The 22,146-nt window shown below is 72.4% G+C and carries 23 protein-coding genes and 3 tRNA genes; 13 read left to right on the top strand and 13 right to left on the bottom strand.

Features of this window, described 5'->3' with window-relative positions; translation table 11 throughout:
- Nucleotides 1–5: 5 nt before the first annotated feature.
- From QOL15_RS00695 to tilS, 8 genes are all read right to left on the bottom strand, one after another.
- On the bottom strand, nt 6–527 hold the full coding sequence (locus tag QOL15_RS00695) for a PH domain-containing protein (protein WP_065961724.1): 522 nt from the start codon (nt 525–527) through the stop codon (nt 6–8).
- A gap of 22 nt (nt 528–549) precedes the next feature.
- Complete coding sequence (locus QOL15_RS00690) at nt 550–1,038, bottom strand: DUF3180 domain-containing protein (protein WP_071246731.1); 489 nt, start codon at nt 1,036–1,038, stop codon at nt 550–552.
- The gene (gene folK, locus QOL15_RS00685; RefSeq protein ID WP_254784099.1) at nt 1,035–1,733 is read right to left on the bottom strand and encodes a 2-amino-4-hydroxy-6-hydroxymethyldihydropteridine diphosphokinase; all 699 of its coding nucleotides are present in this window, start codon (nt 1,731–1,733) and stop codon (nt 1,035–1,037) included. Before folK ends, QOL15_RS00690 begins: the two co-directional genes overlap by 4 nt.
- Nucleotides 1,730–2,119, bottom strand: a complete 390-nt coding sequence (gene folB / locus QOL15_RS00680; protein ID WP_071246733.1) for a dihydroneopterin aldolase — start codon at nt 2,117–2,119, stop codon at nt 1,730–1,732. The genes folK and folB overlap by 4 nt, the downstream gene beginning before the upstream one ends.
- On the bottom strand, nt 2,116–3,114 hold the full coding sequence (gene folP, locus QOL15_RS00675; protein ID WP_254780167.1) for a dihydropteroate synthase: 999 nt from the start codon (nt 3,112–3,114) through the stop codon (nt 2,116–2,118). The genes folB and folP overlap by 4 nt, the downstream gene beginning before the upstream one ends.
- A gap of 6 nt (nt 3,115–3,120) precedes the next feature.
- Nucleotides 3,121–5,109 (bottom strand): ATP-dependent zinc metalloprotease FtsH, encoded by a 1,989-nt coding sequence (ftsH, locus tag QOL15_RS00670; protein WP_065961719.1) that lies wholly within the window; start codon nt 5,107–5,109, stop codon nt 3,121–3,123.
- A gap of 160 nt (nt 5,110–5,269) precedes the next feature.
- Nucleotides 5,270–5,821, bottom strand: coding sequence for a hypoxanthine phosphoribosyltransferase (gene hpt, locus QOL15_RS00665; protein ID WP_065961717.1), 552 nt, complete (start codon nt 5,819–5,821; stop codon nt 5,270–5,272).
- 16 nt (nt 5,822–5,837) lie between these two features.
- On the bottom strand, nt 5,838–6,860 hold the full coding sequence (gene tilS, locus QOL15_RS00660; RefSeq protein ID WP_071246735.1) for a tRNA lysidine(34) synthetase TilS: 1,023 nt from the start codon (nt 6,858–6,860) through the stop codon (nt 5,838–5,840).
- 64 nt (nt 6,861–6,924) lie between these two features.
- Here tilS and QOL15_RS00655 point away from each other — a divergent pair, with 64 nt between their 5' ends.
- Nucleotides 6,925–7,416, top strand: coding sequence for an inorganic diphosphatase (locus QOL15_RS00655; RefSeq protein WP_071246737.1), 492 nt, complete (start codon nt 6,925–6,927; stop codon nt 7,414–7,416).
- Between the two features lie 102 nt (nt 7,417–7,518).
- Here the strand turns inward: QOL15_RS00655 and QOL15_RS00650 are convergent, their stop codons facing one another.
- On the bottom strand, nt 7,519–8,979 hold the full coding sequence (locus QOL15_RS00650) for an NlpC/P60 family protein (protein ID WP_071246739.1): 1,461 nt from the start codon (nt 8,977–8,979) through the stop codon (nt 7,519–7,521).
- Between the two features lie 32 nt (nt 8,980–9,011).
- On the bottom strand, nt 9,012–10,310 hold the full coding sequence (locus QOL15_RS00645; RefSeq protein ID WP_083393942.1) for a M23 family metallopeptidase: 1,299 nt from the start codon (nt 10,308–10,310) through the stop codon (nt 9,012–9,014).
- A gap of 287 nt (nt 10,311–10,597) precedes the next feature.
- Between QOL15_RS00645 and QOL15_RS00640 the strand changes: the two genes are divergently transcribed.
- The 3 genes from QOL15_RS00640 (at nt 10,598) to QOL15_RS00630 (ending at nt 10,882) form a co-directional block, all read left to right on the top strand.
- Nucleotides 10,598–10,670: transfer RNA gene (locus QOL15_RS00640), tRNA-Glu, on the top strand.
- 61 nt (nt 10,671–10,731) lie between these two features.
- Nucleotides 10,732–10,808 (top strand) — tRNA-Asp (locus QOL15_RS00635).
- 1 nt (nt 10,809) lies between these two features.
- Nucleotides 10,810–10,882, top strand: a tRNA-Phe gene (locus tag QOL15_RS00630).
- A 249-nt stretch (nt 10,883–11,131) separates the two neighbouring features.
- Here the strand turns inward: QOL15_RS00630 and QOL15_RS00625 are convergent.
- Nucleotides 11,132–12,142, bottom strand: a complete 1,011-nt coding sequence (locus QOL15_RS00625) for an aldo/keto reductase family protein (RefSeq protein ID WP_071249390.1) — start codon at nt 12,140–12,142, stop codon at nt 11,132–11,134.
- 113 nt (nt 12,143–12,255) lie between these two features.
- On the opposite strand from QOL15_RS00625, the gene aroQ reads away from it, so the two are divergent.
- Nucleotides 12,256–12,939, top strand: coding sequence for a gamma subclass chorismate mutase AroQ (gene aroQ / locus QOL15_RS00620; protein WP_083394135.1), 684 nt, complete (start codon nt 12,256–12,258; stop codon nt 12,937–12,939).
- 144 nt (nt 12,940–13,083) lie between these two features.
- Nucleotides 13,084–14,079: an SDR family oxidoreductase gene (locus tag QOL15_RS00615; protein WP_071249388.1), complete on the top strand. Its 996-nt coding sequence runs from the start codon at nt 13,084–13,086 to the stop codon at nt 14,077–14,079.
- 281 nt (nt 14,080–14,360) lie between these two features.
- On the opposite strand, the gene rocD is transcribed toward QOL15_RS00615, so the two are convergent.
- Nucleotides 14,361–15,614 carry an ornithine--oxo-acid transaminase gene (rocD, locus tag QOL15_RS00610; RefSeq protein ID WP_071249396.1) on the bottom strand — a complete coding sequence of 418 codons (1,254 nt, stop codon included), beginning with the start codon at nt 15,612–15,614 and terminating at the stop codon, nt 14,361–14,363.
- Nucleotides 15,614–16,504 carry a dimethylargininase gene (gene ddaH, locus QOL15_RS00605; RefSeq protein ID WP_071249386.1) on the bottom strand — a complete coding sequence of 297 codons (891 nt, stop codon included), beginning with the start codon at nt 16,502–16,504 and terminating at the stop codon, nt 15,614–15,616. The genes rocD and ddaH overlap by 1 nt, the downstream gene beginning before the upstream one ends.
- Nucleotides 16,505–16,936: 432 nt before the next feature.
- Between ddaH and QOL15_RS00600 the strand changes: the two genes are divergently transcribed.
- From QOL15_RS00600 to QOL15_RS00570, 7 genes are all read left to right on the top strand, one after another.
- Nucleotides 16,937–17,374, top strand: coding sequence for an Lrp/AsnC family transcriptional regulator (locus QOL15_RS00600; RefSeq protein WP_065961704.1), 438 nt, complete (start codon nt 16,937–16,939; stop codon nt 17,372–17,374).
- A gap of 40 nt (nt 17,375–17,414) precedes the next feature.
- Complete coding sequence (locus QOL15_RS00595) at nt 17,415–17,768, top strand: hypothetical protein (RefSeq protein ID WP_065961702.1); 354 nt, start codon at nt 17,415–17,417, stop codon at nt 17,766–17,768.
- Between the two features lie 3 nt (nt 17,769–17,771).
- Nucleotides 17,772–18,602: a nitroreductase family protein gene (locus tag QOL15_RS00590; protein ID WP_071249380.1), complete on the top strand. Its 831-nt coding sequence runs from the start codon at nt 17,772–17,774 to the stop codon at nt 18,600–18,602.
- Entirely contained in the window at nt 18,599–19,381 is a 783-nt protein-coding gene (locus tag QOL15_RS00585; protein WP_071249378.1) for a YqjF family protein, read from the top strand. The genes QOL15_RS00590 and QOL15_RS00585 overlap by 4 nt, the downstream gene beginning before the upstream one ends.
- Before the next feature lie 101 nt (nt 19,382–19,482).
- Nucleotides 19,483–20,778, top strand: coding sequence for a phosphatidylserine decarboxylase family protein (locus QOL15_RS00580; RefSeq protein WP_071249376.1), 1,296 nt, complete (start codon nt 19,483–19,485; stop codon nt 20,776–20,778).
- 31 nt (nt 20,779–20,809) lie between these two features.
- Complete coding sequence (locus QOL15_RS00575; RefSeq protein ID WP_071249375.1) at nt 20,810–21,805, top strand: SDR family oxidoreductase; 996 nt, start codon at nt 20,810–20,812, stop codon at nt 21,803–21,805.
- Nucleotides 21,802–22,140: a hypothetical protein gene (locus QOL15_RS00570; RefSeq protein WP_071249374.1), complete on the top strand. Its 339-nt coding sequence runs from the start codon at nt 21,802–21,804 to the stop codon at nt 22,138–22,140. The genes QOL15_RS00575 and QOL15_RS00570 overlap by 4 nt, the downstream gene beginning before the upstream one ends.
- The last annotated feature ends 6 nt before the right edge of the window (nt 22,141–22,146 follow it).

The following is a 22,146-nucleotide window of genomic DNA, read 5'->3' as shown; positions in this document are numbered from 1 at the left end:
CCCCCCTAGAGCCCGGCGCGGCGGGACTCGGCGAGCTCGACGAGCCGGTCGCGCAGCACGTCGGCGTCCGCCGCGACGATCCCGGGGATGCGCACGTTGGTCGAGGCGGCGGCGGTCACGAACTTCAGCTCGCTGAGCCCGAGGACCCGGTCGAGCGGCCCGCGGTTCACGTCGACGAGCTGCATGCGGCCGTACGGCACCGCGGTGAACCGCTGCCACATCAGCCCGCGCCGCAGCACGAGGTCGTCGTCACGCAGGGCGTAGCCGATCGCCCGCACCCGACGCGGGGTGAGCACGGCCGTGACGATCGCGGCGACGGCCACCACGACGGACACGAGGACCCAGACGAGGCCGGCGGTGCTGCCCGTCCCGTCGTTCAGCACGGCGAAGAGCACGCACCCGGCGGTGATGACGAGGCCGACCACGACGGTCGTCACGAGCTCCGTCCAGACGAGCTTCGGCGACACCCGCGTCCACGTGGTCCCGGTCAGGCCGAGGCCCGGCTCGTCGAGTCGTTCCAGCGGCATCGCGGCCTCCTGCGGTCGTCGGTCAGGTCGCCGACGTGCCACCCCTCGGCAGGTCGTCATCGTCGTCGCCGGGCGGCGGGGCGATGCACATGCGCTCGGCGACGATCGCGCACACCACGAGCACGGCACCGCCCCCGAGCGCCACGGCGTTCGGCAGGACCGAGCCTAGCGGCGGCAGGGCGGATCGGGTCAGGAGGTACACGAGCAGGCCCCCGCCGAACCCACCGAACAGCGCCCCCGCGATGCTCGAGGCCTTCGCGAGCACCACCACGCGGGTCGCGTAGAGCGGGTCGACCGGGCGCTGCCGGGTCGCGCCGTCCCGCGCGTGCCGACGCACCGGACGGGCCATCGCGACGATCGCGACGCCGATCAGGGCCAGGGTCGCCCCGAGCGGCGTGGAGAGGAACAGCGTCGGCGACTGGCGGGACGCCAGGACGGCGTCGAGGGCGAAGCCCGCCACCGCGGCGACGAACGCGACGCTGACCAGGGTGGAGGCGCGGGTCGGCTTCACGAGGTCGGCCCGGTCGTCGGGGTCGGGCCGCTCGTCGAGGTCGGCCCGGTCGTCGGGGTCGGGCCGCTCGTCGAGGTCGACCCGGTCGTCGGGGTCAGCGTCCGGGTCGGCCCCGGGATCGTTCCGGTCGCCGGTGTCGGCTCGGTCGCCCGGGTGGGCTCCGGGTCCGGTCGGGAGGCGCGGGTCACCCCGTCGAACAGGCGCGGCTCCTCGACGCGCTCGGTGTCGTCGCCCAGCGCGGCCAGCAGGTCGGCCACCGGTCCGGCACCCGGCAGCACGGCGTCCGGGTCGGCATCGAGCCACGGCGCGAGCACGAACGCCCGCTCCCCCGCGCGCGGGTGCGGCACCGTCAGGGTCGCGGTGTCGAGCCGCAGGTCGTCGATCGCCACGACGTCGAGGTCGAGCGTCCGGTCGCCCCACCGCACCTCGCGGGTGCGGCCGTGGGCGTCCTCGATGCCGTGCAGCGCTTCGAGCAGCTCCTGCGGCGCCAGGTCGGTGTCCACGACGACGACACCGTTGCGGTAGCGCGGCTTCGTCTCGTCGAGCCCGTCCAGGGTCAGGGCGACCGACTCGACCTCGCGGCTCGACGCCACCGGGCGCACGCCGGGGAGCGCGGCGATCGCGTGGGCCGCGGCGCGCAGGGTGCTCCCCCGGTCGCCGAGGTTCGCACCGAGGGCGACGACCGCCCGGCTCACTCTTCTTCCTCGTGCACCGCGGCGGCACCGCGGGTGCGACGGATCGTGATCGAGACGTCGGAGAACGGCACCGTGATCGGGGCCTGCGGCTTGTGCACGGTCACCTCGGTCGCACGGGCCGCACGGTGGGTCAGGACGGCCGCGGCGATGCGCTCGGCGACGGTCTCGATGAGGTCCACCGGGTCCCGCTCGATCTCGGCGACGACCTGCTCGGCCAGCACGCCGTAGTGCACGGTGTCGGCCAGGTCGTCGCTGCCGGAGGCGGTCCGGGCGTCGAGCTCGACCGCGACGTCGACGACGAAGTCCTGGCCGTCCTCGCGCTCGTGGTCGAACACGCCGTGGTGGCCCCGGGCACGGACCCCGGTCAGTCGGATGGTGTCGTTCATGTGCGCGCTGCCCTCCAGGCATCCCAGACGTCGAGCACGGCACGCGTCGGTGCCGGGTCGTGCACGCGGACGCCCCACGCGCCGCGCTCGGCGGCGAGGAGGCTGATCGCGGCGGTGGCGAGGTCGCGGTCGGCGGGCGGGGCGCCGGCTGCGCTGCCGACCCCGTCCAGGAACCGCTTGCGTGAGGCGGCGACGAGCACCGGCAGACCGAGCGAGGCGAAGCGCTCGTACCCGGCCAGGATCTCCCAGTTCTGGGCACCCTGCTTGGCGAAGCCCAGGCCCGGGTCGATGACGACCTGTTCCTGGCGGACCCCGAGCACGATGAGCTCGGCGACCCGCATCTCGACCTCACGGCGGACCTCGTCGACGGCGTGCGTGTACTCGGCGTTCCGGTACATCCGGTCGCTGTGCCCGCGCCAGTGCATGACGACGAAGCCGGCCCCGGTGTCCCGGACCACGCGGGCCATGTCCGGGTCGGCCAGGCCACCGGACACGTCGTTGACGATCACGGCACCGGCCTCGACCGCGCGCTCGGCGGTCTCGGCGTTCATGGTGTCGACGCTCACCGGGATGCCCTCGGCGACGAGGCTCCGGACCACGGGCAGCACGCGCTCCTGCTCGACCGCGAGCGGCACGCGGTCGGCGCCCGGCCGGGTGGACTCGCCACCGACGTCGACCAGGTCGGCGCCGGCCGCGACGAGCGCCCGGGCGTGCGCGACCGCGGCGTCGTGGGCCTGGTGCAGGCCGCCGTCGCTGAACGAGTCGGGCGTGACGTTGAGGATGCCCATCACGCGGGTCCGCTCGGGCGACGCACCCTGGTCGGGCGAGCGGTCACGCCGGCGGCCGGTCACGATCTCCGGCACCGGTGCTGGTGCACGGAGGTCGATCGCGACCGTCGGCGGTTCCGCTGCGGCGGTGCGGGCCTCGGTCTCGGCGGCCCGGGCACGGTCGGCCTCGGCGAGCCGGCGTTCGCGCCTCGTCGGGAGGTCGGTCATGCCGGCCTAGGCGGGGGCGATACCGGGGTTGCCGAACGGACGACGACGGGGCTTCGACGACGACTCGGGGTCGCCCTGCTCCGCTGCGGTCGACGCGGCCTTGCCCGGGAACTCGATCGCCGGCAGGTTCGAGACCGGCCGCTTGTCGCTCGAGAGCCACTGCGGGCGCTCGGGCAGCTTGCGGACGTCCTTGAAGATCTCGACGAGCTCCGGGGCGTCCAGCGTCTCCTTCTCGAGGAGCTCGCCGGCCAGCCGGTCGAGGATGTCGCGGTTCGCGTTGAGGACCTGGTAGGCCTCGTCGTGCGCGGACTCGAGCAGGGCGCGGGTCTCGGCGTCGACCGTCTCGGCGATGTTCTCCGAGTAGTCGCGCCCGGTGCCGCCGCTCATGTCACGGCCGACGAACGGCTCGCTCGAGCCCGACCCGAGCTTGACGGACCCCACCGCACGGCTCATGCCGTACTCGGTGACCATCTTGCGTGCGGTCGACGTGGCCTTCTCGATGTCGTTCGACGCACCCGTGGTCGGGTCGTGGAAGACGATCTCCTCGGCGACGCGGCCACCCATCGCGTAGGTGAGCTGGTCGAGCAGTTCGTTGCGCGTGACCGAGTACTTGTCCTCGAGCGGGAGCACCATCGTGTAGCCGAGGGCGCGGCCGCGCGGCAGGATCGTGATCTTCGTGACCGGGTCGGTGTGCCGCATCGCCGCTGCCGCAAGGGCGTGGCCGCCCTCGTGGTACGCGGTGATGAGCTTCTCCTGGTCGGACATGATCCGGGTCCGGCGCTGCGGACCCGCCATCACGCGGTCGACGGCCTCGTCCAGGGCGCGGTTGTCGATGAGCTGTGCGTTCGAGCGGGCGGTGAGCAGTGCGGCCTCGTTGAGGACGTTCGCCAGGTCCGCGCCGGTGAAGCCCGGCGTCTTGCGGGCCAGCAGTTCGAGGTCGACGCTCGCGGCGAGCGGCTTGCCCTTCGCGTGCACCTCGAGGATCTGCTTGCGGCCCTGCAGGCCCGGGGCGTCGACGCCGATCTGGCGGTCGAAGCGGCCCGGACGCAGGAGCGCGGGGTCGAGCACGTCGGGACGGTTCGTCGCGGCGATGAGGATGACGTTCGTCTTGCCGTCGAAGCCGTCCATCTCGACGAGGAGCTGGTTCAGCGTCTGCTCGCGCTCGTCGTTGCCGCCACCGATGCCGGCGCCGCGGTGACGACCCACGGCGTCGATCTCGTCGATGAAGACGATCGCGGGGGCGTTCTGCTTGGCCTGCTCGAAGAGGTCGCGGACACGGCTCGCACCGACCCCGACGAACATCTCGACGAAGTCCGAACCGGAGATCGAGTAGAACGGCACGCCGGCCTCACCGGCGACGGCGCGGGCGAGCAGGGTCTTGCCGGTGCCGGGAGGGCCGTACAGCAGCACGCCCTTCGGGATCTTCGCACCGACGGCCTGGAACTTCGCGGGCTCCTGCAGGAACTCCTTGATCTCGTGGAGCTCCTCGATCGCCTCGTCCGAGCCGGCGACGTCGGCGAAGGAGACCTGCGGGTTCTCCTTGTTGTTCATCTTCGCGCGCGACTTGCCGAACTGCATGACCTTCGAGCCGCCGCCCTGGGCGCTCGACATCAGGAACCAGAACAGGCCACCGATGATGAGGAACGGCAGGATGATGCTGAGCAGCGAGAGGAACCAGTTCCCCTGCTGGACGGTGTCGTTGTAGCCCTTCGGCAGGTTGGCGTCGTTGACGGCCTGCACGACCTCTTCACCGCGCGGCGTGGAGTAGTAGAACTGCTCCTTCGCGTTGCCGTCCTTGAGGGTGAGGTCGACGCGCTGCTCGGTCGAGTTCACCACGACCGACGAGACCTTGCCGTCGGCGAGCTGTTCGAGGCCCTTCTGGGTGTCGATCTGCTGCGTGCCCGACTGGCTGATCACGCTCCAGCCGATGAAGATGCCCGCCAGCGCGATCAGCACGTAGAGGTACGGGCCGCGGAAGATGCGCTTGAAGTTCATGTGATCCGGGCGCGATGGCCCGACACCTTTCTCTGCCGGAGTTGCGTGGGGTCAGCATACGGCTGGGACTCTGTGGCGAGAATGGGTGTCCTCTGCGGGCGAACTCCACCCGCGCCCGGAGACGACCGGGAGCCCCCGGCCGGTCGTCCCGGGAACTCCGTCAGGAGTAGACGTGCGGCGCCAGGACGCCGATGCCGCGCAGGTTGCGGTAGCGCTCGTCGAAGTCCAGGCCGTAGCCGACCACGAAGGCGTCCGGGATCTCGAAGCCGGCGTACTTCACGTCGACCTCGACCTTGGCGGCCTCGGGCTTGCGGAGCAGGGCGACGATCTCGACGCTCGCGGCACCGCGGGACTCGAGGTTCTGCTTGAGCCACGACAGCGTCAGCCCGGAGTCGATGATGTCCTCGACGATGATGACGTCGCGCCCGTGCAGGTCGGTGTCGAGGTCCTTGAGGATCCGCACCACGCCCGACGACTTCGTGCCGGAGCCGTAGGACGACACCGCCATCCAGTCCATGCGCGCCTGCATCTTGAGGTGTCGCGAGAAGTCGGCCATCACCATGACGGCACCCTTCAGGACACCGACGAGCAGCGGGTCCCTGCCCGCGTAGTCGCGGTCGACCGCCGCGGCGAGGTCGGCGAGCTTCTCGTCGATCTGCTCGGGCGTGAAGAGCACTTCGGACAGGTCTGCCTGGACGTCGGAGAGTTCCACCGGTCCAGGGTAACCGTCACGACGCGGCGCTGAACGCCAGCCGGTCGCCGTCCCGCGAGGCCGTCACGCCCGGCAGGTCGATCGGCCCCTGACCGTGCCAGTCGGTGACGAGCCGGCACACCTCGAGCGTCTGGGTGCGCGACAGCGTCACGCCGAACTCCCCCTCGACCGCGAGTCGGACGAGCCGCTGCCGGAGGGCCGCCGGGTTCGCCAGCAGTCCCGCGACCGACAGCGAGATGCCGGCCTCCGAGTGCTCGGCGAGGTCCTCGGCCAGCTCCTCGGCGAAGTGGTCGAGCGCCTCGGCGTCCTCCCGCAACTGCTCGGCGGTCCGGGCGAGCGCCTCGGGCACCCCCGCACCGAGCTCGCGCTCGAGCACGGGCAGCAGCGCGGAGCGCACCCGGACGCGGGCGAACGCCGGGTCGTCGTTCTGCGGGTCGTCCCACGGGGCGGTCCCGGCGGCGACGCACGCCTGCCGTGTGGTGTGCCGGCGGACGCCGAGCAGCGGCCGGCCGTAGGCCGGTCCCGACGACCGCCGCGTCAGCGGCGTCATGCCGGACAGCGCGTCCGGGCCGCTGCCCCGCAGCAGCCCGAGCAGGACCGTCTCGGCCTGGTCGTCCAGCGTGTGCCCGAACAGCACCAGGGGTGACCCGGTGGCGGCGGCGACCTCTGCGACGGCCGCGTGACGCGCCTCCCGTGCGGCCGCCTCCGGACCGCCGTCGGAGCCGACCGCGACCCGACGGACGGTCACCGGGTCGAGTCCCAGCGCGGACGCCTGCCGGGAGGCGCGGCCCGCCACCGCCTCGCTGCCCGACTGGAGCGCGTGGTCGACGACCACCGCGCCGGCCCGCAGGTCCTGCTTCGGCGCCTCGAACGCGGTCACTGCGGCGAGCGCGAGCGAGTCCGCGCCGCCGCTCAGCGCGACGGTGACCAGGTCCCCCGGTCGGAGGACAGCGTCGGCCAGGGCCTGCGCGAGCAGGCCGCGCACGGCGCGACGGGTCTCGGCGACGGCGGGGTCGAGCCGGGGGCGCGGAGCGTTCACCCGGTAACGTTAGCCGCGCTTTCGGAACCACCGACAGCCCGATCGACAAACCAGGAGTGCAGACATGGCCGCGTACGACGTCGTCGTCGAGATCCCCAAGGGCAGCCGCAACAAGTACGAGGTCGACCACGAGACCGGTCGCGTCTACCTCGACCGCGTGCTGTTCACGTCGTTCGTCTACCCGACCGACTACGGCTTCTTCGAGAAGACCCTGGCCGACGACGGTGACCCGGTGGACGCGCTGCTCCTGCTCGAGTACCCGACCTTCCCGGGCGTGGGCGTCAAGGTCCGCCCGGTCGGCGTCTTCAAGATGAGCGACGAGGCCGGCAACGACGCGAAGGTGCTCGTCGTCCCGGCGAAGGACCCGCGCTGGGCCCACGTCCAGGACATCTCGGACGTCGACGACCAGACGAAGGCCGAGATCGCGCACTTCTTCGAGCGCTACAAGGACCTCGAGCCGAACAAGTGGGTCAAGGCCGAGGGCTGGGGTGACGCCGCCGAGGCCGAGGCCATCGTGCAGGCCGGCCAGGCAGCGTACGTGCCCGCCGGTCACTGACCGCCAGCACCACGCACGACGGCGCCCGCGCTCCCCGAGGGGAGGGCGGGCGCCGTTCTCGTGGGCGCTGCGCCCTCGTAGCGCGTCGCCCCGCTCGCTCGGCTAGAGCGAGCCGCTCGGGCGGGCGACGTACGGCAGGAGTTCGCCCGGCGTCCAGACCGCGCGCTCGAGCACGCCGCGCTGCGGGTTGGCCGCCTCGACCATGCGACCGCCGCCGGTGTAGATCGCGTCGTGGTACGCCCCGCTGGCCGTGCCGGTCTTCGAGTAGAACAGGATGTCGCCGGGCTGGCGCTGCGACATCGGGACGAGTCGGCCGATCGACTGGAAGTAGTTGTACTGCCAGACGACGTTGTGCCCGCCGGTCGCGATGCCCTGCGAGTTGTAGGCCATCATCACCAGGCCGGAGCAGTCCCACGTGTTCGGGCCGGCGCCGCCCATGACGTACGCGTCCCCGATCTGCGCACGCGCGAAGGCGATGGCGCCGGCGGCCTTCGACGGGCTGCTCTGGACGGGAGCCGGGGCCGGTGCCGGTGCGGGAGCCGGCTTCGGGGCGGGCGCGGGTGCCGGAGCCGGAGCCGGGTTGGCTGCGGGCTGCGACGGGGTGCTCGTGGAGGGCTTCGACTGCGCGGGCGTCTGGTTCGAGCCGCCACCCGTGCTCGGTGCGGTGCCGCCCTGGTTGCCGCCGGAGCTGTTCTGGTTGGCGGGTGCCTGGTTGCCGGATGCCTGGTTGCCGGATGCCTTGTTGCCGCCGGAGGAGGCTGCCGGCGTGCTGTCGCCGCGGCTCGACTGGGCGGCGAGCTGCTGCTCGGCACGCTTGGCCTGCTGGTCGTTCCAGTAGGCGGTCTCGATCGCGACGCTCGTGTCCTTGAGGAACGCCAGCTGCTCGAGCACCTCGGCCTGCTTCGCCTGCTCGCGGTCGACGCGGTCGCGGGCAGCGGCGGTGACGTCGTTCGCCTGCTCGAGGGCACGCTCGGACTTCGCGGTGGCCTCGGCGAGGGCCTTGGTCGCGGCGGACTGCTGCGCGGCGAGGGAGTCGACCGTGTTCTGGTCGGCCTGGGCCGTGGCGAGGACCGTCGCGGAACGGGAGGACAGGTGCGACATGGTGCCGACCCGGTAGAGCAGGTCCTTCGAGTCCGACGCGTCGACGAGCATCGAGGTCGACAGGTCGCCGCCGCCCGTGCGGGACAGCTCGACCACGAGGCCGGCGACCTGCGCCGCGGACTCGTCGGCGCGCTGCTGTGCCCGCTTCGCCTGCGCCGTGAGGTCGTCGAGCGTGCTCTTCGCCTCCTGCTGCAACGACGCGGCCATCGCGTAGTCCTGGCCCGCCTCGAGCTCGGCCACCTGGGCGGAGTCGGCGGCGTCCTGCAGCGTCTGCATGCGCGTCGAGAGCTCGTCGACGGTCTGCTGCACGTCGGCGGCGTCGGACTTCGCCTGACGTACCTCGTCCCACGTGGGGGCGGACGGGGCTGCCTGTGCGGGTCCGGCGAGCATGACGGACAGGCCGACGCCGAGGACGGCGACCATCGCGGTGCAGCCGGACAGCTTCCGGGTGGAGGGCTTCATGGTTCCTCGGTGTCTCTCGACGGCGCGCTCGTTCACACCGAGATCCCCCGCGCTGCCATGAAGGGGACCGGGTCGACGGCGGAGCCGTTCACCCGGGTCTCGAAGTGGAGGTGGCAGCCCGTCGACCAGCCGGTGGACCCGACCATCGCGATCTGCTGCCCGGCCTGGACCTGCTGGCCGACCGACACGAGGATGCCCCCGTTGACGATGTGGCCGTACGCGGTCGAGATACCGCCGCCGTTGTCGAGGATCACCTCGTTGCCGTAGCCGCCGCCGTTCGCCGCGAAGGTCACCCGACCCGCGTGGGCTGCGTAGATCGGCGCGGAGCACGCGGGAGCCAGGTCGACACCCGCGTGGAGTGCCTCACGGTGCGTGTACGGGTCGACACGCATGCCGAACGGGCTCGTCTGGTACCCGCCGGCGGGGCGGACCCACCCGGAGCTGCTCGGGGCACCGCCACCGCTGCCGCCGCTCCCGTTGCCGCCGCCCTGGTTCCCGGCGGCCTGCGCTGCCTCCTGCGCCGCCTTCGCCGCGGCCGCGGCGGCCGCTGCCTGGCGGGCCTTCTCGGCGGCGACGCCCTTCTCGTAGTCGGCCTCGACGCCCTGCTCGTTCGTGGTGAGCAGCACGAGCTGCGCCTGGAGGCGGGCCTCGTTGTCGTTCTGTGCCTGGACGGCGGACTGCGCGTCGTCGGCTGCACGCTGCGCGGCCTGCATCGACGACTGCGCCTGCTGGGCGAGCGCGCCGAGCGCCTGCTTCGCCGACTGCGCCTTGTCCGCGAGGCCCTGGGCGACCCCGCGGTCCTGCGAGGCGTCGGCGTAGATGCCGTCCGCCTGCTCGGTGAGCTTCGACATCGCGCCGAGCTCGTAGAGCAGGTCGCCCGAGCCCGACGGGTGGGTGAGGATGTCGGTCGTCACGTCCTGCGAGCTCGCGCGGCCGAGCTGCGCAGCGAGGGCGCCGGCCTGGGCCTCGGAGCGCTTCGCCGTCTTCTCGGCTTCGTCCGCCTGCGCCTGCAGCGTCTGCTGGGCGAGGGTCGCCTCGTCGTACTTCGTCTGTGCCGTCTGGTAGGCCGCACCCGCTGCGTCGGCCTGCTGCTGGGCCGCGGAAGCCTTCGTGCCGAGGTCGGCGATCAGGCCCTTGATCTCGGTCACCTTCGCCTGCTGCGCGGCCTGCGAGGCCTTGGCCTGCTGCACGTCGGACCAGCTCGGGTAGCTCTCCGCCGAGGCGCTCGTCACCGGCGCGAGGGCCGCGAGGGTCCCGCCCGCGAGGGCGACGGCGACCGCCGCGGCGAGGGTGCGACGGCGGTGGAGGGCGAACCGGAGGGTGTGGGGCAAAGTGTCTCGATCTCGTAACAGCGTGGCGAGGCTCACGCGAGTAACACTGACAACAGGTGCAACAGTAACAACACGCCGAACACTCGGGACACCCCCGAGTGAGGGGTCGGGGCCCGGCGCACGCTCGAATGCGGGGGTTCGTGGGTGCGGAAGGCCTTCGTCGCTGGCGCTGTCTCGCGTTCCCGCCGGGTGCGACACGCCGGGAGATCCGCGGATCGAGCGCTCGATTTGCAGGACCGCCCACCCGTCCGTATGCTTGTCAACCGGTAGCGCACGGCGCAGCTTGCGGCCCTATCGTTTAGTGGCCTAGGACACCGCCCTTTCACGGCGGCAGCACGGGTTCGAATCCCGTTGGGGTCACTCCACGTGAGTGAGCAAGCAAGCCGAGCACCACCGAAACAGCACAACCACAACAACACATGGCCCTGTAGCGCAGTTGGTTAGCGTGCCGCCCTGTCACGGCGGAGGTCGCGGGTTCAAGTCCCGTCAGGGTCGCCACGGCTGGATAGCTCAGTTGGTAGAGCGTTCGACTGAAAATCGAAAGGTCCACGGATCGATGCCGTGTCCAGCCACGGTGAAGAGCCCCTCACGAGAGTGAGGGGCTCTTTTGCGTTGCCGGGGGCGGTCGCCGTTCCCGGGGCGTGTGGCAGGTGCTGCCTGCTCCGGGCGCTTCCGTGGTGTGACGTGTCCCCGCACAACGGGAAGCACCTCGCGCCACGAGGTTGCGTGGCGCGAGGTGCTTCCCGTTGTGCGAACCGCGGTCGTCGGGGACGACGGCTCGTCGCCGCGGACGATCAGCCCGCGGCCGTCCCGACGGGCGCCTAGGCCTCGCGGGTCTTCGGGCTGCTGTCATTCGTCTTCGCCGGGTCACGCTCGACGACCGACCCGAGGGCGTCGTCGATGCGGGACATCAGCTCGGCGGGGATCGCGACCCCCGCAGCGCCGGCGTTGTCGTGCACCTGCTCCGGTCGCGACGCACCGATGATCGCCGAGGCGACGTTCGGGTTCTGCAGCACCCACGCCACGGCGAGCTGCGCCATGGACAGGTCGAGCTCCTTCGCGATCGGCTCGAGCTCCTGCACGGCGGACAACACCTCGTCGCGCATGAACCGCTTGATCATGTCCGCGCCGCCCTTGTCGTCGGTCGCACGCGACCCCTCGGGCAGCGGCTGGCCCGGCTTGTACTTGCCGGTCAGCACCCCCTGGGCGATCGGCGACCAGACGATCTGCGAGATGCCGAGTTCCTGCGACGTCGGCACGACCTCACCCTCGATCACCCGCCAGAGCGCCGAGTACTGCGGCTGGTTCGAGATGAGCTGGAAGCCGAGGTCCTTCGCGAGCGCGTGACCGGCGCGGAGCTGGTCGGCCGTCCACTCCGAGACGCCGACGTACAGGACCTTGCCCTGACGCACCACGTCGGCGAACGCCTGCATGGTCTCCTCGAGGGGCGTCTCGTGGTCGTAGCGGTGCGCCTGGTACAGGTCGACGTAGTCGGTCTGCAGCCGCTCGAGCGAGCCGTCGATCGACTCGAGGATGTGCTTCCGGGACAGCCCGGTGTCGTTGTGGCCCTTCGGCCCGGTCGGGCCGAAGACCTTCGTCGCGATCTCGAGCGACTGCCGACGCTCCCCCTTGAGGGCTTCGCCGAGGACGGTCTCGGCGCCGGTGTTCGCGTAGACGTCGGCGGTGTCGAACGTCGAGATGCCGACGTCGAGCGCTGCCCGGACGCAGGCGATCGCCGCGTCGTTCTCGACCTGGGAGGCGTGGGTCAGCCAGTTGCCGTAGGTGATCTCGGAGACCTTGAGGCCCGAGTCGCCGAGGTAGCGGTACTCCATGTGCGTGTCACTCCTGTCGTGGAGCGCGGCGGTGCGCTCCGAGCGGGACGGTAGTCCACAGGTTCTCGGGACGGGCCGATCCAGCGGTGGTACGTGGTGTATCAGTAGGGGGTATGAGCGCTCAGACACCGAACCGATCCCACCCGTTGTCCGTCGTCGTCGCGTGCTGCGCACTGCTCCTGTCGCTCACCGCGTGCTCGGGCCCCGGCGACTCCGCGCACACGTCCGCCTCGGCCACCGCGGCCACCACCGCCCCGTCGGCCCCGAGTGGGACCGCGCGCTCCGCGGCCATCCGGTCGGTCGTCGCCCTGGTCGTCGAGCGACTGGGCACCGCTCCGCAGGTCGCCGCGGCGAAGTTCCACTCCGGCCAGGCGGTCGACGATCCCGCACGCGAGCGGGTCGTCCTCGACGCCGCACGGTCGGCCGCCGAGCAGGCCGGGGTCGACCCGGACTGGGTCGAGGCCGTCTTCGCCGACCAGGTCGCCGCGAACAAGGTCGCGCAGTACACGCTGCTCGCGTCGTGGACGCGGGACCCCGACCGGGCGCCGGCGACGGCTCCCGACCTGGGTGCCACGGTCCGCCCGGTGCTCGACCGCATCACCCCCGAGCTGGTGTCGGGACTGGCGTCGGCCCGGGCGGCACGGTCGAGTCCGCGGTGCGGAGCGGACGTGCGTGCAGCCGTGGCCGGATCGGACGTCGACGAGTCGGCGGTGCGCGACGCCCTCTCCACGGCGGTGGCGCACCTGTGCGGAGCCGGTCGGGCCTCGGGAACCGACGGCGAGGGTGGCCGGGGATGACCGCCCCGCCCGGACGCGGGCGCTCGGGGATGACCGCCCCGACCCGGGTGCAGGCTGCGCGCACTGTCGACGGCCCCAGCCCGTGCGGGGCAGGATCGCAGGGGCGCGGTGCACGGGAGCACCGCCGGGAGCGAAGGAGCATCCATGTCGGGACCGAGCGTGCTGTTCATCGGCGGCAGCGGCATCATCAGCGCCGCGTGCGTCCGCGAAGCCGTCGAGCAGGGGTTCGACGTGACCGTGCTCAACCGGGGCGAGACGGACAAGCGGCCGATCCCGGAGGCCGTGACGCGCCTCCAGGCCGACGTGTCGGACCGGACCGCGCTGGAAGGCGCGCTCGGGGACGGACGCTGGGACGTCGTCGTCGACTTCGTGGCGTTCACACCCGACCAGGTGCAGCGCGACGTCGAGGTGTTCACCGGACGGACGCGGCAGTACGTCTTCATCTCGTCGGCCTCGGCGTACCAGACACCCGCGACCCACCTGCCGATCACCGAGTCGACGCCGTTGAAGAACCCGTTCTGGCAGTACTCGCGGGACAAGATCGCGTGCGAGGACCTGCTCGTGCGGGCCTACCGGGAGGACGACTTCCCGATGACGATCATCCGGCCCTCGCACACGTACGACGAGACCCTGGTGCCGTTCTCCGGCGGGTGGACCGTGCTCGGGCGGATGCGCGCTGGCAAGCCGGTCGTGGTGTGCGGCGACGGCAGCTCGCTGTGGACGATCACGCACGCGCGGGACTTCGCGGTCGGGTTCGTCGGGCTGCTCGACCGTGCCGAGGCGATCGGTGAGGCGTTCCACATCACGGGCGACGAGGCGCCGACCTGGGACCGGATCGCGCACGAGCTCGCCGCGGCGGCCGGGGTCGAGGACCTCGAGATCGTGCACGTGCCGAGCGACGCGATCGACGCCCTCGACGCGGAGTGGGGCGCGAGCCTGCTCGGGGACAAGGCGAACACGTCGGTGTTCGACAACACGAAGGTGCAGACCCTCGTGCCGGAGTTCGCGCAGACCACGTCGATCCGGCAGGGCGCGCGGGAGATCGTCGCGTGTTTCGACGCCGACCCGTCGCGGCAGGTCGTGGACGAGCGGCTCGACGGGCTGATGGACCAGCTCGTCGAGCGGTGGCGCGTGCGCTGACGCAGCGCAGGGGCACCGCGCGGAGGTGCGGTCGCGGGAGCCGGCGGGCGCCGGCGCGCGCCGGCGCGACGCGCTCGCGCACAACCGGAGGCACGTCGCACCACGGAATCACGTGGTGCGACGTGCTTTCCCTTGTGCGGGACGCACGACGAAGCGGGCGAGGCGAGGCGGGCAGGGCGAGGCGGGCAGGGCGAGGCGACGCGACGCCCGCCACACGCAGCGACGGCCGGGAGGCGCGGTGCGGGTCCGACCCGCACCGCGCCTCCCGGCCGTGGTCGCGACTACCGCGCGGCGAGCACCTCGCCGAGGGTCCCGATCGCCAGGCGCACCTCGTCGTCGGTGACGACGAGCGGCGGCGCGAAGCGGATCGTCGACCCGTGCGTGTCCTTCACGAGCACGCCCCGGTCGGCCAGGTCGTGCGCGATCTCCTTGCCGGTGCCGAGCGCCGGGTCGATGTCGATCCCCGCCCAGAGCCCGGCCACGCGGTGCGCGACGACCCCGCGACCGACGAGGCCGTCGAGCAGCCCGCGCAGCAGTGGCTCCCCGGCGAGGGAGCGCTCCTGGAAGGTCCCCTCGGCGAGCATCGCCACGACCTCGGACCCGACGGCCGCCGCGAGCGGGTTGCCGCCGAACGTGGAGCCGTGCTCCCCCGGGCGCAGGACGCCGAGCACGTCCGCACGACCGACGACGGCCGAGACGGGGACGATCCCGCCGCCGAGCGCCTTGCCGAGCGTGACGAGGTCCGGCGTCACGCCGACCCGCTGCACCGCCAGGGTGTGGCCGGTGCGGCCGAGCCCGGACTGGATCTCGTCGGCGACGAACAGCGCGCCGAACTCGTCGCAGACCGCGCGGACCGCCGGCAGGTAGTCGGCGGGCGGGATGACCACGCCGCCCTCGCCCTGGATCGGCTCGAGCAGCACGGCCACGACGGTGTCGTCCATCGCGGCGCGCAGGGCCTCGGCGTCGCCGTACGGCACCGTGCGGAAGCCCGGCGTGTACGGCCCGAAGTCCTCGCGGGCGGAGGGGTCGTCGGAGAACGACACGATCGTCGTGGTGCGGCCGTGGAAGTTCCCGGACGCGACGACGATCGTGGCACGGCCGGCCGGGACGCCCTTCACGCGGTAGCCCCAGGCACGGGAGACCTTGATCGCGGACTCGACGGCCTCGGCACCGGTGTTCATCGGGAGCACGAGGTCGGTGTCCGTCAGGGACGCGAGCGCCGCGGCGAACGGGCCGAGCCGGTCGTTGACGAACGCGCGGCTCGTCAGGGTCACCCGGTCGAGCTGGGCACGCGCGGCGTCGAGCAGGCGGGGGTTGCCGTGGCCGAAGTTCACCGCGGAGTACGCGGCGAGCCCGTCGAGGTAGCGCTTGCCCTCGACGTCGGTCACCCAGGCACCGTCCCCGGACGCGATGACGACCGGGAGCGGGCTGTAGTTGTGGGCGAGGGAACGGTCCTCGACGGCGAGCGCGGCGGCGGTGGCGTCGCCGGACGCGCCGGTTCCCGTGTGGGCACCGGCTCCGGTCGCGGTGGTCATCAGGACCGCGCGACCGAGGTGCCGGTGCCGACGGGGTGCAGGTCGAGCGTGCAGCACTTCACGCCGCCGCCGCCGAGCAGGAGCTCGGACAGGTCGACGCCGATCGGGTTGTAGCCCTTCTCGCGCAGCTGCTCGGCGAACCGGACGGCGCGGGACGCGATCACGACGTTGTAGCCGTCGGAGTAGGAGTTCAGGCCGAGGATCGCGGCGTCCTCCTCGGTGGCGATGATCGCGTCCGGGAAGCGCTCGCGCAGGATCGTCAGCGACGCCTCGTCGAAGGCGCTCTCGAGGTATGCGATGTTCGAGGTGCCGTCGGCCGCGGGCTCCGGGTCGAGCACGGCGATCGCGGTGTCGAGGTGGTAGAAGCTCGGGTTGATGAGCTTGAGGGTGACGACCTCGCGGCCGGTGATGCGCGCGAGCTCCTCGTGCGAGGTGCTGTCGGAGCGGAAGCCGGTCCCGGCGAAGATGGTGTCGCCGACGAGCAGGAAGTCGCCCTCGCCCTCGTTGGTCTCCTCCGGCTCGGCGACGGTCAGGCCGGCCTGGCGGAACCAGTCCATGTACGCGGGACCCTCGGGCTGGCGCTCGGGGTACTGGAACTTCGCGCCGTACGCGACACCGTCGAGCACGAACCCGCCGTTCGCCGCGTAGACCATGTCCGGCAGGCCCTCGATCGGCTCGATGTACGCGATGTCGAAGCCGAGCTGCTCGTAGACGTCGACGAGCGACTGCCACTGCTCGACCGCCTTCGAGGTGTCGGTCGGCTCCTCCGGGTGCATCCACGGGTTGATCCGGTAGCTCACCGTGTAGTACGTCGGGTTGCACATCAGGATCGAGCGCTTGGTGGCGACACGCGCCGGTGCTGCGGTCGGTTCGGTTGCGGTGTTCGACATCAGTCCTCCTGGGACCGGGGCCCGAGCCTGCCAGGAACCACCACGGGTGAAGCACTCCGGCGAGACGCAGGCTCACTCACCGCAGCGGACCAGGTCGACGCCGGCTCGATCCTCGCACGAACCGTCCGCCCCGTGCAGCAACAGTTCGGTCACGAGCCCCCGACAGCGGAACGGCACCACCACGAGCACCGACGCCGGTCCCGACCGGAACCGTCCACCCAGTGCAGCAACCGCGCAGCAACGGTTCGGTCACGGGCGCCCCGCAGCGGAACAGCACCACCACGAGCTCCGACGCCGGTCCCGACCGGAACCGTCCGCCCCGTGCAGCAACGGTTCGGTCACGAGCCTCGCCCTGCCACCCGTTCTGGGCACGCAGGAATCGTGCGTGGGACCCATCGGACTCGCACGGAACCGCGCGTACGATGGTCGTACATGGACACGCTCGACCACCGCATCCTGGACCAACTCCGGGAGAACGCCCGCGCCGGGTACGGCGACATCGGGTCGGTGGTCGGACTCTCGGCCTCGGCGGTCAAGCGCCGGGTCGACCGACTCGTCGCCGACGGGGTCATCCAGGGGTTCACGATCAAGGTCGACCCCGCCGTCGAGGACCGCGGCACCGAGGCCTGGGTCGAGCTCTACTGCCGCGGCACCGTCTCGCCCGACGAGCTCCGCGCGCTGCTCGACACCGTCCCCGAGGTGGTCGACGCCGGCACCGTCACGGGCAGCGCCGACGCGGTCGTGCACATGCGGTCGCGGGACCTGCCCGCACTCGAGCTCGCGCTCGACCGGGTGCGGCTCGCACCCCAGGTCGACCACACCCGCAGTGCGATCGTGCTGTCGAAGCTCGTCTCGCGCGAATCCGCGTAGGGTCGCGTCCGTGGGACGCAGGACGACAGCCGGGAGGCGCGTGGAGCCTCCCGTCCGGCCGCTCGCGGCCCGCCGTCTGGTCACCGCAGCGGCCGTCGCCTACCTGGCCAACTGCCTCTGGGGCACCGCCGTGGCGGTGCGGCTCATCCGGACGAAGAAGCTCCGGGTCGTGCACCACGGGCTGTTCGTCGTGACCGCGACGCTGACCGGCGTCGCGGCGACGACCCCGGTGTGGTCGCGCGACCGGTCCGCCCTGTTCCTGCTCCCCGCGCTCGTGCCGCTCGCGGTCGCACCGCGCACGAACCCGCGGTCGCGAGCACACTGGAGAGTCGCGGTCGCCGCGGCACCGTCCTACCTGGGGGCGCTGCTCGCACGCGGGCGACCAGGAGGGTGATCCGTGGAGCTGTTCGAGGCGATCCGACGCCGACGCACGACGAACGGGGCGTTCCTGCCCGACCCGGTCTCCGAGGAGCACCAGCGCTTGCTCGTCGAACTGGCCGGTCGCGCGCCCTCGCAGCTGAACAGCCAGCCGTGGCGGTTCGTGCTCGTCGAGGAGCGGGACACGATCGACCGGGTCGCCGAGATCAGCGGCCGGTCGATGACGCGGACGATGGCCGAGGGCACGTTCTTCCAGCGGTACAAGCCGTACTTCCGGTTCTCGCAGGCCGAGATGGACGAGCGGCGCGACGGGATGCTGTTCGACAAGCTCCCCGGGCCGCTCAAGCCCTTCACGAAGCAGGTGTTCACGAAGCGCGGCCAGCTGCTCATGAACACGCTCCGGGTGCCGCAGACCCTCGGTGAGGAGAACCGGAAGCTCGTCGCCGGGTCGCCGCTGCTGCTCGGCGTGATGCTCGACCGGCACGAGTACCGCAAGGAGGAGCTGTCCGGCTTCTACTCGGTGTTCAGCACGGGTGCGGCGATGGAGAACGTCTGGCTCGCGACCACCGAGCTCGGGCTCGGCATCCAGTTCGTGTCGTTCCCGATGGAGACCCCCGGCGCCTGGGCCGAGATCGAGGGGCTGCTCCGGGTGCCGGAGGACCTCGAGCTGATGGCCGTGTACCGGATCGGGTACCTGCCGCCCGAGCGCCGCCGACCCGCGATCGACTGGACGTCGAGCGAACGGAAGCGCCCGTCGCAGTACGTGTTCCGCGGGACCTGCGACACCCCGCAGCAGGGGTGGGACGACGCACCGGCGGCGACCCACCTCGACGACGGGAGCGCGTCGTGACCGCCGGCCGGTCCGCCGGGGCCGAGCCGGGCCTCCCGCCCGTCGCCGCCGTGGCGCCGCCGCTGCGGGGGCGACCGTGGATCTCGCAGGACTGGCTCGACGTCGTGTTCGTGCACTGGCGGGTCGACGTGTCGGCGGTCGTGCCGCTGCTGCCGGCCGGGGCGCGACCGGACACCATGGCCCCGGACGGCACCGACGACGGCGTGACGACGTGGGTCGGGCTGATCGGCTTCCGGTTCACCGACACCCGGTTCCCGCCACTCGGTCCGCTCGGCCGGGCCGGCAGCGTCGGCGACTTCGTCGAGGTGAACGTGCGGGTCTACACGCGCGACGACCAGGGTCGACGCGGGGTCGCCTTCCTGTCGCTCGACGCGGGGAAGCTCCTGCCGACCATCGGCGCCCGGGTGGCGACCGCGCTCCCCTACTGGTGGGCGCACGCCGAGGTGCGCACGGGCGGAGGCCGTGTCGGGTACGCGATGCGGCGGCACGGGACGCACCTGCGGTCGACGTTCGAGGTGGAGGTCGGCGCGGCCGTCGACGAGCCGAGCGCCCTCGAGACCTTCCTGACGGCGCGCTGGGGCATGCACGTGCGTCGGGCGGGGGCGACCCGGTACTGGCCGAACGAGCACGAAGCGTGGCCGCTGCACCGGGCGACGCTCCGGACGCTGCGGGACGACCTCGTGGCCGCGGCGGGCCTGCCGTTCGGGCTCGCGGGGCTGGAGCCGGACTCGGTGCTGTACTCACCCGGGGTGACGACGCGGTTCGGGCGGGGGCGGTGACGCGGGTGCCGGGCGCGCGGCGCGCACGGCGCGAGCATTCGCGATCGCGCTCGCGCTCGCGCTGAGCGGCGTGCCCGGCGGGCGTGAGTAGCGTCCGACCGGTGAACGACAGCACGCACCAGCAGGACGTCCGACGCCGTGCGGGATGGCTCCCGCAGGACCAGTCCGGGCTCGAGGGGTGGCTCCGCGGCCGCCGCGAGCGCCTCGACGAGCGCGACCCGGACCGGGTCCTGCACCCCGCCGTGGCAGCGCTCCGCGACCTGGTCGAGGGCGATCCCCTGCTGCGGATGCAGGCCGCCGAGATGATCGCGCAGGTGCCGCAGGGCCGGGCGTACGAGGAACGGCACCTGCGGAGCTTCGACGAGCTGCTCATGCTCGTCGACGACGTCGTCACGACCGCCCCCGAGTACAGCGACGAGCAGATGGTGATGACCCCGCTCGACGGCGTGCTCGACTGGACGAAGGCCACGCCGGCCGGGTTCGCCTTCTACCGCGACCCCCGGGTCAACGAGGCGATCCGAGGCATCCTGCAGGGCTGGTGCACGTTCCTCGACAGCGAGAACTCCCTCATGGTCCTGGTCGACGAGCCCTCGGGCTGGTTGAGCGACGGCGCACGTCGGGCCGTCGGCATGGACCAGTTCGTGCACGACCCGGACGCCGAGCACTGGGGCTTCACGTCGTGGAACGCGTTCTTCACCCGGGAGTTCCGCGACGGCGAGCGCCCCGTGGCGTCGCCGGACGACGACGCCGTGGTCGTCAGCCCGTGCGAGGCGACCCCGTACCGGATCGCCAGCGGCGTGCACCGCCGCGACGACTTCTGGATCAAGGCCGAGCCGTACTCGGTCGAGGACCTGCTCGCCGGTGACGAGTCGGTCGACCTGTTCGTCGACGGCACGGTGTGGCAGGCGTTCCTCAGCGCGCTCGAGTACCACCGCTGGCACAGCCCCGTGGCGGGGACCGTCGTGCGCGCCTGGGTGGAACCGGGCACCTACTACTCCGAGGCGGACTCGCAGGGCACCGACGCCGCCGAACCCCAGCTGTCGCAGGGGTACCTCGCGCACGTGGCGACGCGGGCGATCGTGCTGATCGACGCGGACGACCCGGCGATCGGCACCGTGGCGGTCGTGTTCGTCGGGATGTCCGACGTGTCGTCGTGCGTGATCGGCGACGGTGTCGAGGCCGGTGCCCGGATCGGCAAGGGCGACGAGCTCGGGTGGTTCCAGTTCGGTGGGTCGAGCGTCTGCGTGCTGTTCGGTCCCGGTGTCGTCGAGTCGTTCTCCCTCGGGGCGATCCCGCAGGCACCCGACGAGCAGCCGTCGCTCCTGCGCGTCCGGTCGCACCTCGCGACCGCGACCCGCGCCACGGCACCCGGGGACCGGGGTACGGCCGCTGGGTGACCGCACGCCGCGCGGTGCGTACAAGGGGGACATGACGCGCGTGGCTGTGGTGACCGGTGGATCGGCTGGACTGGGACGGGCGACCGTCCGCGAGCTGGCGGCGCGGGGGTGGGACGTCGCGGTCCTCGCCCGCGGCCGGGACGGCGTCGAGGCCGCGGTCGCCGAGGTCGAGGCCGCCGGGCGCCGAGGCCTCGCGCTCGTCGCCGACGTGTCCGACCGCCAGGCCGTCGAGGACGCGGCGACCCGGGTCGAGGCCGAGCTCGGCCCGATCGACCTGTGGGTGAACGGCGTCATGGTCGGCGTGTTCGGCACGTTCATGGAGACCGCGCCCGAGGACTTCGAACGGGCCCTCGACGTCACCTACCTCGGCGTCGTGAACGGCACGCGCGCTGCCCTGTCCCGCATGGTCCCGCGCGACTCCGGGCACGTGATCCAGGTGGGTTCGGCCCTCGGCTTCCGCGGCATCCCGCTGCAGGCCGCCTACTGCGGCGCGAAGCACGCGATCGTCGGGTTCACCGAGTCAGTGGTGTCCGAGCTGCTCGAACAGGGCAGCAAGGTGCGGGTCTCCCGCGTCGACATGCCGGCGCTCAACACGATCCAGTTCCAGTGGGTGCAGTCGACGCTCCCGCACATGGCGCAGCCCGTCGCCCCGATCTACCAGCCGGAGGTCGGCGCCCGGGCGATCGCGGCCACCGCGGAGCGCCCCCGACGCCGCACCTGGGTCGGCGAGTCCACGGTGTACACGATCCTCGGCAACCGGATCAGCGGACGCTTCGCCGACTGGTACGCCGCGAAGACCCTCGTCTCCGGCCAGCAGGCCCCGCAGAAGGACGGCGAACAGCTCGGCGTCAACCTGTACGAACCGGTGCCGGGCGACCACGGCGCGCACGGCGTCTTCGACGACTCGGCGCACGCGTGGTCCCCGCAGACCTGGTGGGTCGAGCACCGCCGGCTCGGCAACGGCATCATCGGCGCGGTCCTCGGTGCTGCCGGTGCCGTCGCGATCGCCGCGGGACGACGCCGGTGAGCCGCCGGGCAGCCCCTACGGTCCGCCGCGGGGTCGAGGCCGTCCGGGTCGCCGTCGGCCTCGTGCACCTCGTGCTGGCCGGGCGACGCGGCGCCGTCCACCGCGGACTGCACGGCGTCCTCGCGGTCCGGCAGCTCGGCCAGGCGACGGTCGTGGCGCGGGTCGGCTCGCCCGAGGCCCACACCGCCAGCGCGGTCGTGGACGTGCTGCACGGCGCGACGATGGTCCCGCTCGCGATCGCTCCCGGGTACCGCCGCTTCGCGGTCGGCCAGGCCGTGCTCGCCGTGGTGCTCGCGGTCGCCGAGGTGGCGGCGGTGGGTCGCGGGCGTCGCTGACCCGAC

It is taken from the genome of Curtobacterium sp. MCBA15_012 (genome assembly GCF_001864935.2).
GTDB lineage: Bacteria > Actinomycetota > Actinomycetes > Actinomycetales > Microbacteriaceae > Curtobacterium.
The sequence above is the reverse complement of the archived record's forward strand: the minus strand, read 5'-3'. Positions and strand labels throughout refer to the sequence as shown.

What these genes read in the sequence shown, in the direction of transcription:
- QOL15_RS00695 (WP_065961724.1), bottom strand. Translation starts at nt 527, where the DNA reads ATGCCGCTGGAACGACTCGACGAGCCGGGCCTCGGCCTGACCGGGACC.
- folB (WP_071246733.1), bottom strand. Translation starts at nt 2,119, where the DNA reads ATGAACGACACCATCCGACTGACCGGGGTCCGTGCCCGGGGCCACCAC.
- folP (WP_254780167.1), bottom strand. Translation starts at nt 3,114, where the DNA reads ATGACCGACCTCCCGACGAGGCGCGAACGCCGGCTCGCCGAGGCCGAC.
- ftsH (WP_065961719.1), bottom strand. Translation starts at nt 5,109, where the DNA reads ATGAACTTCAAGCGCATCTTCCGCGGCCCGTACCTCTACGTGCTGATC.
- QOL15_RS00655 (WP_071246737.1), top strand. Translation starts at nt 6,925, where the DNA reads ATGGCCGCGTACGACGTCGTCGTCGAGATCCCCAAGGGCAGCCGCAAC.
- QOL15_RS00650 (WP_071246739.1), bottom strand. Translation starts at nt 8,979, where the DNA reads ATGAAGCCCTCCACCCGGAAGCTGTCCGGCTGCACCGCGATGGTCGCC.
- QOL15_RS00625 (WP_071249390.1), bottom strand. Translation starts at nt 12,142, where the DNA reads ATGGAGTACCGCTACCTCGGCGACTCGGGCCTCAAGGTCTCCGAGATC.
- aroQ (WP_083394135.1), top strand. Translation starts at nt 12,256, where the DNA reads ATGAGCGCTCAGACACCGAACCGATCCCACCCGTTGTCCGTCGTCGTC.
- QOL15_RS00615 (WP_071249388.1), top strand. Translation starts at nt 13,084, where the DNA reads ATGTCGGGACCGAGCGTGCTGTTCATCGGCGGCAGCGGCATCATCAGC.
- rocD (WP_071249396.1), bottom strand. Translation starts at nt 15,614, where the DNA reads ATGACCACCGCGACCGGAGCCGGTGCCCACACGGGAACCGGCGCGTCC.
- ddaH (WP_071249386.1), bottom strand. Translation starts at nt 16,504, where the DNA reads ATGTCGAACACCGCAACCGAACCGACCGCAGCACCGGCGCGTGTCGCC.
- QOL15_RS00600 (WP_065961704.1), top strand. Translation starts at nt 16,937, where the DNA reads ATGGACACGCTCGACCACCGCATCCTGGACCAACTCCGGGAGAACGCC.
- QOL15_RS00575 (WP_071249375.1), top strand. Translation starts at nt 20,810, where the DNA reads ATGACGCGCGTGGCTGTGGTGACCGGTGGATCGGCTGGACTGGGACGG.